At 40.5% G+C, this 15,321-nt stretch carries 10 protein-coding genes; 5 read left to right on the forward strand and 5 right to left on the reverse strand.

Translation table 11 applies throughout. The annotated features are described in order from the left end of the window. Positions 1 to 23 precede the first annotated feature (23 nt). The 5 genes from ABIB30_RS00845 to ABIB30_RS00865 form a co-directional block, all read right to left on the reverse strand. Positions 24 to 3,470 (reverse strand): SusC/RagA family TonB-linked outer membrane protein, encoded by a 3,447-nt coding sequence (locus ABIB30_RS00845; protein WP_354298849.1) that lies wholly within the window; start codon positions 3,468 to 3,470, stop codon positions 24 to 26. A 168-nt stretch (positions 3,471 to 3,638) separates the two neighbouring features. Continuing rightward, positions 3,639 to 4,691 carry a FecR family protein gene (locus ABIB30_RS00850; RefSeq protein WP_354298850.1) on the reverse strand — a complete coding sequence of 351 codons (1,053 nt, stop codon included), beginning with the start codon at positions 4,689 to 4,691 and terminating at the stop codon, positions 3,639 to 3,641. A gap of 94 nt (positions 4,692 to 4,785) precedes the next feature. Beyond that, complete coding sequence (locus tag ABIB30_RS00855) at positions 4,786 to 5,352, reverse strand: RNA polymerase sigma factor (protein WP_354298851.1); 567 nt, start codon at positions 5,350 to 5,352, stop codon at positions 4,786 to 4,788. 98 nt (positions 5,353 to 5,450) lie between these two features. Continuing rightward, positions 5,451 to 5,972 carry a hypothetical protein gene (locus ABIB30_RS00860; RefSeq protein WP_354298852.1) on the reverse strand — a complete coding sequence of 174 codons (522 nt, stop codon included), beginning with the start codon at positions 5,970 to 5,972 and terminating at the stop codon, positions 5,451 to 5,453. A gap of 206 nt (positions 5,973 to 6,178) precedes the next feature. Further along, positions 6,179 to 7,603 (reverse strand): MFS transporter, encoded by a 1,425-nt coding sequence (locus tag ABIB30_RS00865; protein ID WP_354298853.1) that lies wholly within the window; start codon positions 7,601 to 7,603, stop codon positions 6,179 to 6,181. A 21-nt stretch (positions 7,604 to 7,624) separates the two neighbouring features. On the opposite strand from ABIB30_RS00865, the gene ABIB30_RS00870 reads away from it, so the two are divergent. The 5 genes from ABIB30_RS00870 (at position 7,625) to ABIB30_RS00890 (ending at position 15,311) form a co-directional block, all read left to right on the forward strand. Continuing rightward, positions 7,625 to 8,101 (forward strand): winged helix-turn-helix transcriptional regulator, encoded by a 477-nt coding sequence (locus ABIB30_RS00870; RefSeq protein WP_354298854.1) that lies wholly within the window; start codon positions 7,625 to 7,627, stop codon positions 8,099 to 8,101. A 65-nt stretch (positions 8,102 to 8,166) separates the two neighbouring features. Continuing rightward, on the forward strand, positions 8,167 to 9,426 hold the full coding sequence (locus tag ABIB30_RS00875) for an MFS transporter (protein WP_354298855.1): 1,260 nt from the start codon (positions 8,167 to 8,169) through the stop codon (positions 9,424 to 9,426). Positions 9,427 to 9,669: 243 nt separating this feature from the next. Further along, positions 9,670 to 11,058 carry a DNA/RNA non-specific endonuclease gene (locus ABIB30_RS00880; RefSeq protein ID WP_354298856.1) on the forward strand — a complete coding sequence of 463 codons (1,389 nt, stop codon included), beginning with the start codon at positions 9,670 to 9,672 and terminating at the stop codon, positions 11,056 to 11,058. Between the two features lie 151 nt (positions 11,059 to 11,209). Further along, positions 11,210 to 12,364, forward strand: coding sequence for a DNA polymerase IV (gene dinB / locus ABIB30_RS00885; RefSeq protein WP_354298857.1), 1,155 nt, complete (start codon positions 11,210 to 11,212; stop codon positions 12,362 to 12,364). A gap of 4 nt (positions 12,365 to 12,368) precedes the next feature. Further along, positions 12,369 to 15,311 (forward strand): DNA polymerase III subunit alpha, encoded by a 2,943-nt coding sequence (locus ABIB30_RS00890; RefSeq protein WP_354298858.1) that lies wholly within the window; start codon positions 12,369 to 12,371, stop codon positions 15,309 to 15,311. Positions 15,312 to 15,321: the final 10 nt, after the last annotated feature.

Here is a 15,321-nt window from a genome sequence, read left to right on the forward strand (position 1 = left end):
GTTTAGATCTATAGATAATGAGTTTAAAAAGTGGCTTTGATCCCTGTATTGATTACCCTTGCCTGTGGATAATACTGTGCGCTGGAGTTTGTTGATTCCGGATCCCAGATTCCAATTTTATCCACTGTAATCAGGTTCAAGCCGTTAACATATACTCTTAGCGCACTAATACCGGATTTTTTGCACCATGTTGATGGTAAAGTATAGCCTATCTCTACATTTTTCAGTCTGACATAATTATTACTGCGCAGCCAATAAGTATTTCTGCCTGCGTTGTTAAAGTCTGTATAATAAGTTTTACCGCGGTTCGACAAACGAGGGAATTCACTGCTGGGATTCTCAATTGTCCAGCGGTTTTTATAAGACCAGTCCAGGAAGTTTCCAATGTCACCTGACTCTGTAAGGCCTACAATTTGAACACCTCCGCTGGCTCCCTGTATCAAGGCAGAGAAGTCAAAGTTCTTATATTGTAAAGTCAGGTTAAAACCACCTGTAAAAGTTGGTGTGCTGGTTTTATCAGACCTGATGCGGTCGTCCCCATCTATTTTGCCATCCCCATTAACATCTCTGAATTTCATGTCTCCAGGAAGCAGTTTGTTTGTTAATGCACTGTAATTAATCGTATTAGCTTTAATTTCCGCGTCGTCCTTAAATACCCCTGCATACTCATAAATCAAATCCGTACCTGTTGGCATCCCAGTAGATTGCTGCCACGAAGGTGCGCCTGGTGTTTCATCCCAGAAAATGATCTTGTTTTTAGAATATCCACCGTTTACACTTACCCCATAGTTCAATTCGCCAACATGGTCATTGTAACTCAATTTAAATTCAAACCCTTTATTATTTACCTTTCCCAGGTTCACAGGAGGTAATTTATCAGTGATTCCAGAACTGCCCGGAATAGAACTTCCTCTGCTGATCAGGATTTTAGTTCTTTTATTATAAAAATAATCGAATTCAAAACTTAGCTTGTTATTTAAAAACGAAGCATCTAAACCCAGATTCGCATTGTTGGCTACTTCCCACCCGAAATCCAAATTAGGCACGCGGTTCTCTACTAAAGTCTGGCTGTATTGATTGTTAACGATATAATTTCCAAAGCCCATTGTATTGAGATACTGGTATTCAGCCAAAGCATCGCCGAAATAAGCTTCAGCACCCATCTGGCCATAAGAAGCCCTGATTTTTAGATTATTAATAAACTTTACATGGTCTTTAAAGAAGGATTCTTCCGACACTCTCCACCCTGCTGAAACTCCCGGGAAAAATCCAAATCTTTTATTCTCAGGAAAGATATAAGAGCCATCAACTCTCCATAAAAACTCTGCCAGATATTTTTCTTTGTAATTATAACCTGCTCTTCCAAAATAACTTAAGCGTGCTCTATTGAATAAATTATTAGGTCCATCTGTCGGGTTTCCAACAGTTTGCTCTCTATCACTTCCTGCTACCAATTGTTGCAGGGCCGTAGACAGGAAATACCTGCGTGCTGCACTAAAACCATCATTGTTAACTTTCTCCCTGGTTACTCCCGCCATCAGGTTAAAAGTATGGTCTCCTATTTTTTTATCATAAGTAGCCATTCCCATTAAATTGATTGCAAGTTGTGCTCCTGCTGTCTCATTTAAACTTGCATCAGTACGTTCCGAACGCACAGATCCTTTCAACAGTGGCGTAATACCATCGGCCTCAAAAGATTTTTTATCCCAGTAATATAATGTCCAGGGTGTTTGCCATCTTTTTTGTCTTCCCGCAAACTTATCAATAGAAGCTGTACCGGTAATTTTCAGCCCTTCTACACCTGGTACTTTAATATCAATCTTACCGGTAGACTGAAAGTAATCACGTTGGTCTTTATTGTAACCTGTCTGATCTGTGGTTATCACGTAAGGATTATAGCCAAATTCGATATCCGGTCCTGGTAATCCATTTGGCCAGACTTCCTGTTCAGTAGGTTTACCGCGCATCAGCATTCTGAAAATATCACCAGCACCAACTGTTGGATAATTACGGGCCTCTTCTCTGCCAGTAATCCCTAAAGTTAAAGTTACATATTTACTTACTGCGGCTTCCAGGTTGATCCTTAAATCATATTGCTTATAACCGGTAGCTGATTTTTTATAATAGCCATCCTGATCCAGATAGCCTAATGATACCAGGTATTTGATGTTTTCTGCGCCGCCTGTTAATTGCAAATTGTGTCTTTGCTGAGGTGACCAATTCTTTAAAGTAGTCTTGAACCAGTCTGTATTCGGGTAACGCAAACGGTCGGAACCGTCACTTAATTTCTGCATTTCATCAGGACGATAAACAGCCGACAATATATTCCCATTATCTGTTCTTTTATAAGAGCCTGTAGCTTTAAATGCCTGCGATGCGGCATTCCATTGGTCTACTGGTAAATCTGCACCAAAAATATTCAGTTCATTTAAAATCTCAGCGTATTGTGTTGAATTGGCCATTTTAGGTGTTCTGGTAGGCTGTTGCAAACCATAGCTAAAATCATAAGAAAGTTGTGGCTTACCAGATTTACCCTGTTTAGTTGTGATCAAAATTACGCCATTTGCTGCCCGAGATCCATAAATTGCCGCCGAAGCATCTTTCAGTACCGATACACTCTCTACGTCGTTAGGATTGATCCTTTCTAAACCACCCGCGCGGTTTGGAACCCCGTCAATAACGATCAGGGCGTCATTATTTCCTAATGAATTTACACCACGAATCCTGATGGTAGAGCCATCAGCTCCCGGTTCTCCACTTGATTGTAAAGCAGTTACCCCAGGTAAACGGCCGGCTAAAGAGTTAGACAAGTTAACGTTCGGTGTTTTGGCCAGCTCTGCACCTTTTACAGAAGTTACAGCGCCGGATACCACTGCTTTTTTCTGTGTACCATAACCAACCACAACGATTTCGGTTAATGCCTGGCTATTTTCCTGTAGTTTGACATTAATTACAGGGCGGTTATTAACCGGAACTTCCTGTGTATTGTAACCCAGGTAAGAAAAGACCAGTACCCCATTGTCGGGAACTTTAATGCTGTATTTACCTGATACATCAGTAGTCGCGGCGGCAGTCGTTTCTTTAAGTTTAATGCTGACTCCGGGAATTCCTCCGCCCTTTTCATCCGTTACTACCCCTCTGACCACGATATCAGCAGCAGCCCCATTTTTAGGTCTGATAATGATCAGATCATCTTCCATTGACTGAAATCTCAAACCAGTGCCTTTCAAAAGAAAACTCAGTGCATCAAAGACCAGGATGTCCTTCTGCATCAGGGTAATATTTTTATCCAGCGGGAGATCTTCTTCGCTATACAGTAAACGAAAGTTCCCTTTACGCTCCAGAATAACTAAAGCATCCTTTAGTTTTATTTGCTGAAGGTTTAAATCAATCTTTTTGTTTTGAGAGTAGCTGCTGGCAGATACCTGAAAACAAAAGAGAAAAGACAAAACAAAGATCCAGTTTAGCATTAATATTAGTTTTTTTTGGGAAAAGTGGACGCATAGAACTTTATTGCACAGTCCTTTTTTTTTCATAGATTTGTGAATTTCAAAGTTAAAAATCTGATAAACCGTTTGTTACATTACGGGTTGGAAGGTTGAAAAGGGAGGGAATGTTGGCGCATTTACTCCCTTTTTTTAGTAGATGGTCACGTCATGTGCGCTAAGATTAAAGGTGAAGGGTTTGATTAACTGCATAGCTGTCAGGGCTTCTTTAATATTCTCATTTTTAAAGACTCCGGTAAAGCGATAGGATTTTGCTCTGGATGAACCCAGGTGAATTTTGATATTAAACCAGCGTTCCAGCCTTGGCTTTAAATCTTGAAATGACTCATTGTGAAATACCAGCGTATTATTTTTCCAGGAAACTTCTTCAATATATTCGTTGCCTCCAATATGAATAGGCACGATATGTTCAATCATTAAGGTAATGTCATGATCATCCATTTTGAGTACCCCTTGCTGACCATTTTCCAGCACAAATTTTTCGGAAGGATTTAAAATGATTTTTTGCTGTGGCCTTTCATTGACAGATAATTCAATAGAACCACGTAATAGCGTAGCTACAGACTTCTGATCTACAGGATATGCCTTCACATTAAATGCAGTGCCTAATACTTTGATTGCAATTTTATCGGTACGCACTATAAATGGTTGCGACTCATGATGGGCTACATCAAAAAAAGCTTCACCAGTTAAATGTACTATACGTGTCTTTTTCTGATTAATATCTGAATGGTAAGCTAATTTGCTATCCGAATTCAGCCAGACTAAAGTACCATCCGGAAGTTTCACCTTTTTTCTTACCCCTTTTCCTGCAATCAGCTGCGTATTGAAATTATCCTGTTCATTGCTGTGGATATAAAATAAGCCAGCAAAGAAAACTAAACATAAAGCTAGAACTGCGATAGATAAGTTTTTATATTGACGAAAGAATGGAACTGGTTCCTCTGGTACAGGCGTAGTCAGCTCATCATAAAACCGTAACCTGTGACATTGATAAATGCGGTCTACATCCGGAAGATCTGCTTCATCCTCTTCATTGTTAAGCCAGATTTGTTTAAGTACTTCTTCATAATAAACAGAATCAGGATAGCTATCAATGAGCGTATTCAGCTCCTCCAATTCATATGGGGTCGCTTCACCAGCCATTTTACGAGCTAATAATTCTATAATTCTGCTTCTTTTCATAAAGACCGCCGCAAGAGTTTTATATTGGTTAGTGTAGATAAGACAATATATATCAGAAAACTCCCTAGTCTGGAATAAAAAAAAATAAATAAATTTACATCAGGTTGAATTCGACTTTAAGAACAGCGGTCAATTTTTTTACGGCAGTGACCAGGTGGGCATCAACGGTCTTTGTAGAGATATTCAGAATCGCAGCTGTTTCTTTATAACTCATTCCATCTTCTTTAACAAGCTTAAAAACAAGCTTACATTTATTTGGCAATGCTTCGGTAGCTTGTTCTAGTTTCTTTTTCAGCTCGTCATTGATCAGGATCTGTTCGGGGTTCAGGCTGTCTAACACGATTTGTATATCAATATCCTCCAAAAAGATCAGTTCTCTTTTGGAATGTTTATTTAAAATATTCAGGCAAAGATTGCGCGCAATAACAAAGCTATAAACTTTAATATTTTGTATTTCTGGTAATTTTTTTCTGTTTTTCCAAAGGGTGATCATCACGTCATTTGCCACCTCTTCTGCCAGTTCTCTTGATTTTAACAAGTAATAACAGAAGCGATATAATGCAGGAAAAAGGCTTTTAAATAGCTTTTCATAGGCATTTTCACTATCATATAAAGCTATCTCACAGATCAGATGAGATAGGTCTGCAGCAGGTTTAGGCATCGGGATATATTTGGTTAACTCAAATTTAACAATTTAACCATACCATCCAAATCTCTTCTGCTCAACTAGAAAAGGTTGTGTGTTTTAAGGAGTTGAAATCAATTGTAACAGGGTTCGTTAAATGTACTGAGGCTGGGATGTGGATTTTTTCGCAGTTGTATACTCTCGAAGTAATAGAAAAACATTGCTTTAACATCCTGGCTCATAGGCTGGAGTCCTTCAATCCAGGCAGTCAGACTTAACCTGTCAACACCTGTGTCGCGGAGAATATCTTTGATTGTGATCCCCATATTCAGCATCTTATCACTGATCCAAAGCGGTTCAACCTCATCTACTACAGCGGGTGTATAAGCTATAGGATGAACTGTTACTGGTACATTCACTACAAATCTTTCAAAAAGATCCTGGGTGATAGCAATGAGTTTTGGGATTTCTGCAGGATGACCGGATTTACATTTCCACTGCCGGGTTTTTACTTTCAATGAGGAAGATCGGGCATTGATAATTTCAAAACTAATATTAAATTGATTCAGACATTGTTTAGCGCCCTCTTCCAGCCTTAACAGGTCTATATGCCTCACAATTCCTACTAATTTATAAATGTCTTTAATAATCTCCATTTTACTAATTCACAAAGGGATTCCCAGTTCCTTATCCCGCCGTTAATTTTTTTGTTTAGGTTAAACTGCTCAGGCCTGGTTAATAAACCTATCTGCAATCTCTTTAAGCCAAACTACTATAATTTTATGATTCCAGCAAACAAAAAAGCTTGCTGTTAGAGTTAACAAACTACCTGCTTTTTTGTTATGGATTATTTTAAAACGTTTTACTTATTTGTCTGATTATTCCTGCAGGTGGTGGTTTTTTCTGGTAAGAGAAAGAGAAAAAAGCTAACCAATACTAAACAGATTATATTGATTATAGTAGCTGTTTGATAAGCGGATAGATAATCCTGATGTGTTCCAGCTTTTCCTGATACATAAAAGAAAATCCCTCCAACTATACCGATTCCCAATGCAATTGCCGTTTGCTGAAAAGTAGAAAAAGTTCCCGAGGCAGCACCAGCAAATTTCGGCGGAATACTTTTCAGCGCCATAGTCAGTAAAGAAGGTAACACAGCGCCACAGCCTGTGCCGTAAATAAATAATATAGGCAAAAAAATCATCCGGCTCACAGCTGCCGATTTAAAAAACAAGATATGGAGCACCAAGGCTGTGACCATGATCAGTACACCACATTGCAAGACCTTTTTTCCATAAATCGGGATCAACCTTATTGCTATAACCGAGGCAAGCACATAACCGATCCCTTGAAAAACAAAGAAAACACCTGTTTCTGAAGAACTGATTCCAAATCCGGTCTGTAACAGGATCGCATTGATCAGGAAATAAGAATCTTGTGCCATGAAATAAAACAAGACTGCACAAAGACCTATATTGAAGTCCTTATAACCAAATAACCTGACATTAATCAGTGGCTCTTTTCTTTGGAGAAGTTTTCTTTTTTGATCATATAAAAAGATAAACAGCAGGACAATTGATCCCCCTATCAAGACTATACTCCACCAGGGCCAGCCTAATTCCGCTCCGCGGATTAAAGGATAGATCAAACTAACCAGGGCTACGGTCAAAAGGATTACACCTGAATAGTCAAATTCACCAGTTTTTGTTACAGTGTTATCTTTCAATAGTTTTGCAGCCAGAAGGGCTGAAATTATACCCAATGGAAGATTAATCAGGAAAATTAAGCGCCAGCCTGCAATAAAGAAATGAGTATCTGGTAATATCCCACCTAAAAACTGACCAATCACAGATGCGGCTCCTGCTATACTTCCATAGATTCCTAACGCTTTAATCCGTTCCTGATGAGAAGGGAAAATCAGCTGAATGTAAGCAATACCCTGTGGTACCATGAAAGCAGCACTGATTCCCTGAAAAAAACGTGCCGTATTTAATTGAAAAGCCGTTTGAGAGATTCCGCAGAGCAGTGAAGTGAAAGTAAAGGAGAGCATCGCCAAGATAAATACTTTCTTTTTACCATAGTAATCTCCTGCCCTGCCGCCAGTAATTAAGAATGCAGCGTAGCCTAGCAGATATAATGCAATAACAAGTTGTATATCACCGTCTGTGCCATGAATTCCTTTTTTGATAGTGGGTATAGCCACATTGACAATAAATATATCAATGACAGATAAAAAGACCGAAGAAGAAAGGATAAGAAGTACTATCCATTTAGAAGGTTGCTTGCTCATAGCTATTTTAATGTGTTTTTTATGGGTATGATCATTCGATTATGGTTAACTTTGCCACCCAAAGATGGAAGCTCCATTGAAGTTAAACAAGTAGTTTGCCGGACAATACTAAGTATGGAAAACAGTACTAATGATGACCCTCAGCCGGTTATAAAACAAGAAAATTACGGGCAGCCGGAAGATAACTGTTCGATGACAAACGCATGGAAAGTTATTGGGGGGAAATGGAAACTACTTTTACTAAATGCAATCCGCCAGGAATGTCCTGCAAGGTTTGGAGAGCTCAGAAAAAAGATGCAGGATATTACGCAAACTACATTGACCACACAATTGCGTGAACTGGAGCGTGATGGCATTATCTCCAGAAAAGCTTATGCAGAATCACCACCTAAAGTAGAATATCAGCTTACTGAACTGGGGCAAACACTGATCCCGGTTATGCAGGTCTTGTCAGACTGGGGCGATAATTATTGCCAGGTAACTAAATTTAATCCTTAGCGACTCTCTATGCTTTATACAGGCATGCCCTAAACTACAGCCCTTTCTAACAATTTAAACTTACTATGGATCATACCAACAAATCGTCTGCTACAAAATATTACGTTATTGCCTGGGTTTTCGGCCTTCTTTTCTACTTTCTGGATTATGTGATCAGGGCTGCTCCGGCAGTGATGATCCCTCAATTATCAGCAGTATTCAATGTTTCTACTATTGGCCTGGTATCTATTATAGGCACCTATTATTATACCTATTCAACTTGCAGCCTGATTGCAGGGATAGCGCTCGACAGATTCGGTGCAAAATACTCTTTGTTTGCTGGTGCAGTGATTCTGGGAATCGGCGCGTTACTCTTTGTTATTTCAAGCGAATTTGCCGGGAATACTGGTCGTTTATTACAGGGAGCTGGTTGTGCATTTGCTTTTCCTGGCTGTGTTTACCTGGCTACCAAAGGATTTTCTGCTAAATCGTTAGCTACAGCTATTGGTTTTACGCAGTGTATAGGAATGCTGGGTGGTTCTGCCGGACAATTCGTTGTAGGTCCTTTAATAGAAAAAGGAGTGGATCAGAAACTATTCTGGATCGGTGCAGGGGTTTTTACAATCATCGTTGCTTTCGGATTATTACTGGTTATCCCAAAAGCCAGAGAAGAACAGAAATCGACTAAACAATTGCACTCAAAAGGATTTTTAAGTCCTTATAAAGTGGTATTCTCTAATGTTCAGTCCTGGCTTTGCGGAATTATTTCAGGGCTTTTGTTTGCACCAACTACTATTTTTGCGATGACCTGGGGTGTTGCCTTTTTTCAGCAAGAGAGAGCTTTCAGTTTCCATGATGCCACTATTGCCTGTGCAATGGTACCTATGGGTTGGGTGTTTGGTTGTCCGCTGCTAGGTTACCTGACCGATAAAATTGGTGAGCGTAAGCCTGTATTAATTGGTGGTGCGGCACTGATGATTTTAAGCTTGTTACAGTTATTGTTTTTACCAGACCTGGTACCAGCCTATGTGAGTACGTTTATGTTAGGTGTAGCCTCAGGAGCAGCGATGATCCCCTACTCGATTATCAAAGAATCCAATCCTGACCATGTGAAAGGAAGTGCTACCGGGGCAATTAACTTCATCACTTTTAGTGTAACTACTTTAGTGAGCCCGCTGTTTAGCCATTTCTTTGGTAAAACATTGACAGGGGCAACAGATAAAGCCAGTCATTTCCAGTCTGCCGGATTATTCTGGATTGCGGGAATCGTGATTGCCATTGTAGTGAGCTTGCTGCTTAAAGAAACGGGGACAAATAAAACGGAGAAAGTATCAGTAATAGTATAAGTTTTAGTACCAGGTCCCGGGTAATTGTGGCATAGTACTGTAGGGTTTGTGGTACTATGCCGCAACCCCTGCAAAATGCTTTTTTCAGCGATATGATTTCCGGGGTGTCCGCGTATCCATATTTGCAGTTTCCTTATCAGGAATTTTTATTTCTCTATCAATTGATATATTTTAATTAGATAACACTCAAATAATATAACTTTAATATTACATGAGTCTCTTTACCTAAATATTAATCAACCTATGAAATTAAGAAATCTACTTTTCGCCAGCTGCTTGTCACTGGCATTTGCATCTTGCTCGAAAAACACTACGCAAGACTTCAGCCCGTCTAATCCAAATCCGTCCAGCCAGGGTGCTTCGAATCAAGCTGCAGCTACAGTTGTCACTGAAGACTTCGAATCAGGAACCAAAAGTTCTTACGCTACTGGAGATGTGACTTTAACTACAGGTTCATGGAACCTGAATGATGCATTGATCGGTTCAACAACCGCCGATATCAAAGCAGGTACAAAATCTGTACGTATTCGCAACAATGGTATTTTGAGTATGAATTTTAATGTGAGCAGCCCAACTTCAGTAGCCGTTAAACATGCTGTTTATGGAACTGATAACTCTTCTACATGGCAATTATGGGTGTCAGGTGATAATGGAGGTACTTATTCACAAGTGGGCAATACCATCACGACTTCGTCAGGTCAATTAGCTACTGCTACTTTTGCAGTCACTAAAACTGGTAATCTGACTTTCGAGATCCGTAAAGTATCAGGTGGTACTGCACGTATTAACATCGATGATATTAGTTTTAGTACAGGCGGTGGCACTCCTCCTACCGATCCGGGCACAGATCCAGGTACAGGTACTCCGGGTAACACTGCTGACAATAACAACTTATTGTTAGGAAACCCAACCAACGCACAACCAAGCATCAATTCAACAGCAAATTACCTGATGGATCAGACTTATTTTACAGAGTCTTATAACAGAGATAAAGGTACACCCAACTGGGTATCATGGCATATCAGCAGTGCTGACCTGGGCAGCACTTCCCGTTCTGATAACTTCAGAGCAGATATCAACCTGCCTTCTGGCTGGTATGGTGTAAGTAATACAAGCTATTCTGGTTCTGGTTTTGACCGCGGACACAACTGCCCTTCAGGCGACCGGACTTCAAGCAGTACTGCGAACTCAGCTACGTTTTTAATGACAAATATGATTCCGCAAGCGCCTAAAAACAATCAGCAAACCTGGGCAACTCTTGAAAATTATGTACGTTCTTTAGTGACTGCCGGTAATGAAGTTTATGTGGTTATGGGTTCTTATGGATCTGGTGGTACAGGTTCAAACGGCTATCAGACTACTATTGATGGTGGAAAAGTAAATGTGCCTTCCCGTGTTTGGAAAGTTATCGTAGTACTTCCCAATGGCAACAATGATCTTTCACGCATTACTACTGCAACACGTGTGATTGCTGTGGATACACCAAATGATCAAAGTACAGTCAATGCAGACTGGAAACAATACCTGACTACTGTGAAATCTATTGAAACAGCTGCAGGGGTTAACATTATGTCTAACGTGAGCCAAAGCATACAAACGGTTCTTGAAAACCGTACTGATTCGGGCGTTTAACCGGAACAGTGCTTTAAAAAGGGGAATGAGACCGTATAAGTTTCATTCCCCTTTTTAATTTTATCACCAGGTGTAATTACTAATATATTTAGTAAAACACTTGTTATAACGACTATTTTTAGCATACATTTGTGTAAAAATAAACCGTTTTATGGCAGAGAAACACATCATACATATGGATCAGGACTCTTTCTTCGTCTCTGTCGAAGTGCATAAAGATTCCTCACTAGCTGGCAAACCAGTCATTATCGGTGGCATTTCTGATCGCGGTGTGGTTGCCTCCTGTAGTTATGAAGCCCGTAAATTTGGTGTCCATTCCGCAATGTCTTCCCGTATGGCAAAGATGCTTTGCCCACATGCTATTTTCATTAAGGGGAATATGGACGCCTATTCTGAGGCTTCACAAAAAATTACCGAAATTTTAAGATCGCGGGTTCCACTGATTGAAAAAGCAAGTATCGACGAACATTATATAGATATGACCGGAATGGATCGTTTCCATGGTACACTTCAGTATGCCCATGAACTACGGCAAACTGTGATCAGGGAAACAGGTCTGCCTATCTCCTTTGGTTTATCCGTCAATAAGACTGTTTCCAAAATGGCAACCAATGAATGTAAACCTAATGGAGAACTTGATGTTATGCAAAATGAAGTACAGTCATTTCTCAATCCATTATCGATTAGAAAGATTCCCGGATTAGGTGAAAAAACCTTTATGAAGCTCAGTGATATGGGGATTAAAAAGATTTTTACCCTGTCACAGATTCATCCGGATCAGATGGTCAGTTTACTTGGTAAAAATGGGCTGTCCTTATTACAAAAGGCAAAGGGAATTGATCAGTCTGAGGTTATTCCTTACCAGGAACAAAAAAGTATAGGGACGCAATGTACTTTCAAAGCCGACTCAATTGATGTGGAAACTATCAACAACCTGATTACCTCGATGGTGATGGATTTGGGTTTTGAACTGCGGCAAAAGCAGAAAATCGCCGCTTGCATCACAGTGACCATCCGTTATTCCAACTTTGAAGACGTGACTAAGCAGGCAACGATTTCTTATACTTCTATGGACGCAGTGCTGATCCGCAAAGCCAAAGATTTATTCAAACAACTGTATCAGAAACGCATGCTCATCCGCCTGGTTGGTGTACGCCTGTCTAACCTGGTGAATGGTTTTGAGCAGATTGATCTGTATGAAAATTCGCAAGAGCAATATAATTTATGCCAGGCGATGGATAAAATCCGTCAGCGTTTTGGAGGAAAAGCAATTACAATGGCTTCTGTACTGGATTTAAAAATTTAAGCTGATGTATCTGAATGTCCACTCCCATTATAGCCTTCGTTATGGCACAATTGCGATCCCTAAACTGATCGAAGCAGCCGCGGCCAAAGGAATTACCCAGCTGGTGCTGACCGATCTGAATAATTCTACTGGTGTGATGGAATTCTGGAGGGCATGTAATGCCAATGGGATTAAACCAATTGGCGGATTAGAGTTTCGCAGGAATAAAAGATTGCTGTTTATCGGCATTGCCAGGAATAAAGAAGGCATGAAGGAGTTAAATGATTTCCTGACCTTTCATAACCTGAAACAGCAGGAATTGCCAGATCAGCCGCCCATATTTAAGCATTGTTTTATCGTTTATCCTTATAAACATGGGAAAATGCTCAGAGAAAATGAGTTCATGGGAATTCGTTTTGATGAGTTACACCAGCTTTACGGGAAAGATATCACCGGTTTTGCGGCTAAACTTGTCGTTTTACAACCTGTCGTGTTTCTGGATAAAATAAGTTACCGTTTACATGAATATCTGCGGAGTGTTGAGCTGAATACACTTTTAACCAAAACAAGTGCGGCCGATAAATGCAGCCCTTTTGATACTTTCCTGGAACCTGGAGAATTGGAAACCCGGTTTAGTAAATACCCTTTTATCCTGGAAAATACACGGCTGCTGCTGGATAGCTGTGTGATGGATTATGAGCAGGGCAAGGTCAAACTGAACCGGAAAACCTTTACCGGAAGTATGGCCAGAGACAAAGAGTTGCTGGAAGAACTGGCCATGAAAGGTCTGGCTGAACGTTATGGAGAAGGCCATGAAAAGGCACTAGAGAAAGTAAAATATGAACTTAAAATCATTCATGACCTGAATTTCTGTGCTTATTTTCTGATTACCTGGGACATTATTCAATACTCCACCAGCCAGGGTTATTATCATGTAGGCCGTGGTTCTGGAGCAAACAGCACAGTAGCTTACTGCATGAGAATCACTGATGTTGACCCTTTAGAGTTAGACCTTTACTTTGACCGGTTTCTCAATGCACAGCGGTCTTCCCCTCCTGATTTTGATATCGATTATTCGTGGGATGAGAGGGAAAATGTACAGCAGTATATTTTTGAGAAGTATGGTGCAGCGCACACCGCTTTATTAGGGACGATGTCTACTTTCAAAGACCGTTCTGTGATCCGGGAAATTGGCAAGGTTATGGGCTTGCCCAAGGCGGAGATTGACAGCTTTACAGACCGTACCCAGGATCTCGCTAATCAGAGTAACCCTACCTTTAAAAAGATCATGGCTGTTGCGGAATTGATGAGCAGTATGCCTAACCAGCGTAGTATTCATGCTGGTGGAGTTTTGATTTCTGAAGAACCGATCACTTATTATACAGCGCTGGATCTGCCTCCTAAAGGAATGGCTACCGTACAGTGGGATATGTATGAAGCAGAACTGATCGGTTATGACAAATATGACATTTTAAGTCAGCGGGGTATTGGTCATATTAAAGAAGCTGCAAGATTGGTGGAGCAGAATCTGGGTTTGAAAATAGATGTACATCAGGTTAGGAACTTCATGAAAGACCCGGCGCTGAACCTCAGGCTGCAATCCGGGAATACAATTGGTTGCTTTTATATTGAATCACCAGCGATGCGTCAGCTGTTGGCTAAACTCAAATGCGACAATTACCTTACACTCGTTGCCGCCAGCTCTATAATCCGGCCTGGTGTGGCGCAATCCGGTATGATGAAGACTTATATTCAGAACTACCATCAGCCAGAAACCGTGAAATATCTGCATCCGGTTATGAAAGAACAGATGCAGGAAACTTATGGGGTGATGGTGTATCAGGAAGACGTGATTAAAGTCTGTATCCACTATGCGGGGATGAATGGTAGTGATGCCGATATTTTACGCAGAGGAATGAGTGGGAAATACCGGTCCCGTATGGAATTTGATAAATTAATTGATAAATTCTTTGCAGGTGCCAGGGAGCTGGGACGCGAAGAAGTAACGACCAGAGAAGTATGGCGACAAGTTTCTTCTTTTGCAGGTTACAGTTTCTCTAAAGCACATTCCGCGAGTTTTGCAGTAGAAAGTTATCAGAGTTTATTCCTGAAAACTTATTATCCGATAGAGTTTATGGTCGCTGTTTTGAATAATTATGGCGGTTTTTATCCCCGCTGGTTATATGTACATGAACTGCGCAAAGCGGGTGCCCGGGTATATCTGCCTTGCGTAAATAAAAGTACTCCGGTAGTCAGTTTACGCGGAACTGATGCTTACCTGGGTTTTATAGGGATACTGGGATTGACCTTGAAATTGATGGAACAGATTCCAGAGGAACGTCATCAAAATGGAGATTACCTGAACCTGGACGATTTTGTAAAACGTACAGCAATTAGTTTGGATCAGGCAATTATCCTGATTCGTACAGGGGCTTTACGATTCACCGGACGCAGCAAAAAGGAATTGCTTTGGGATGTACATTCTTTACTCGGCTCTAAAGTGAAAGTATCGGCTCATGCACAGTTATTCGAAGCAGAGCACAAACATTATCAGCTGCCCGAATTAGTGAATACAACATTGGAAGATGCCTATCATGAGCTTGAATTGCTTGGCTTTCCACTCAGTCTTTCTCCTTTTGATCTGCTGCAAACCGATTACCGCGGACACCCCCAAACCAATGACCTGGTTAGTTATGTAGGACAGGTCGTTAAAATGGTTGGTTTGTATGTTTGTGAAAAGACAGTACATACTAAGAACAATAAAAAGATGTGGTTCGGCACCTTCCTGGATGCGGAAGGCAATTTCTTTGATACGACCCATTTTTCAAGCAGTACCCCATCCTATCCGTTCCGTGGAGCAGGTTGTTACCTGATTTTAGGAAAGGTAGTGGAAGACTTTGGTTATCCAGGTATAGAAGTTCTCAAATTTGCCAAATTACCGATTGTCGGCAATCCGGTATTGGAATAACTTCCAGCAT

The sequence above is a fragment of the Pedobacter sp. UYP1 genome, assembly GCF_040547305.1.
Taxonomy (GTDB): Bacteria; Bacteroidota; Bacteroidia; order Sphingobacteriales; family Sphingobacteriaceae; genus Pedobacter.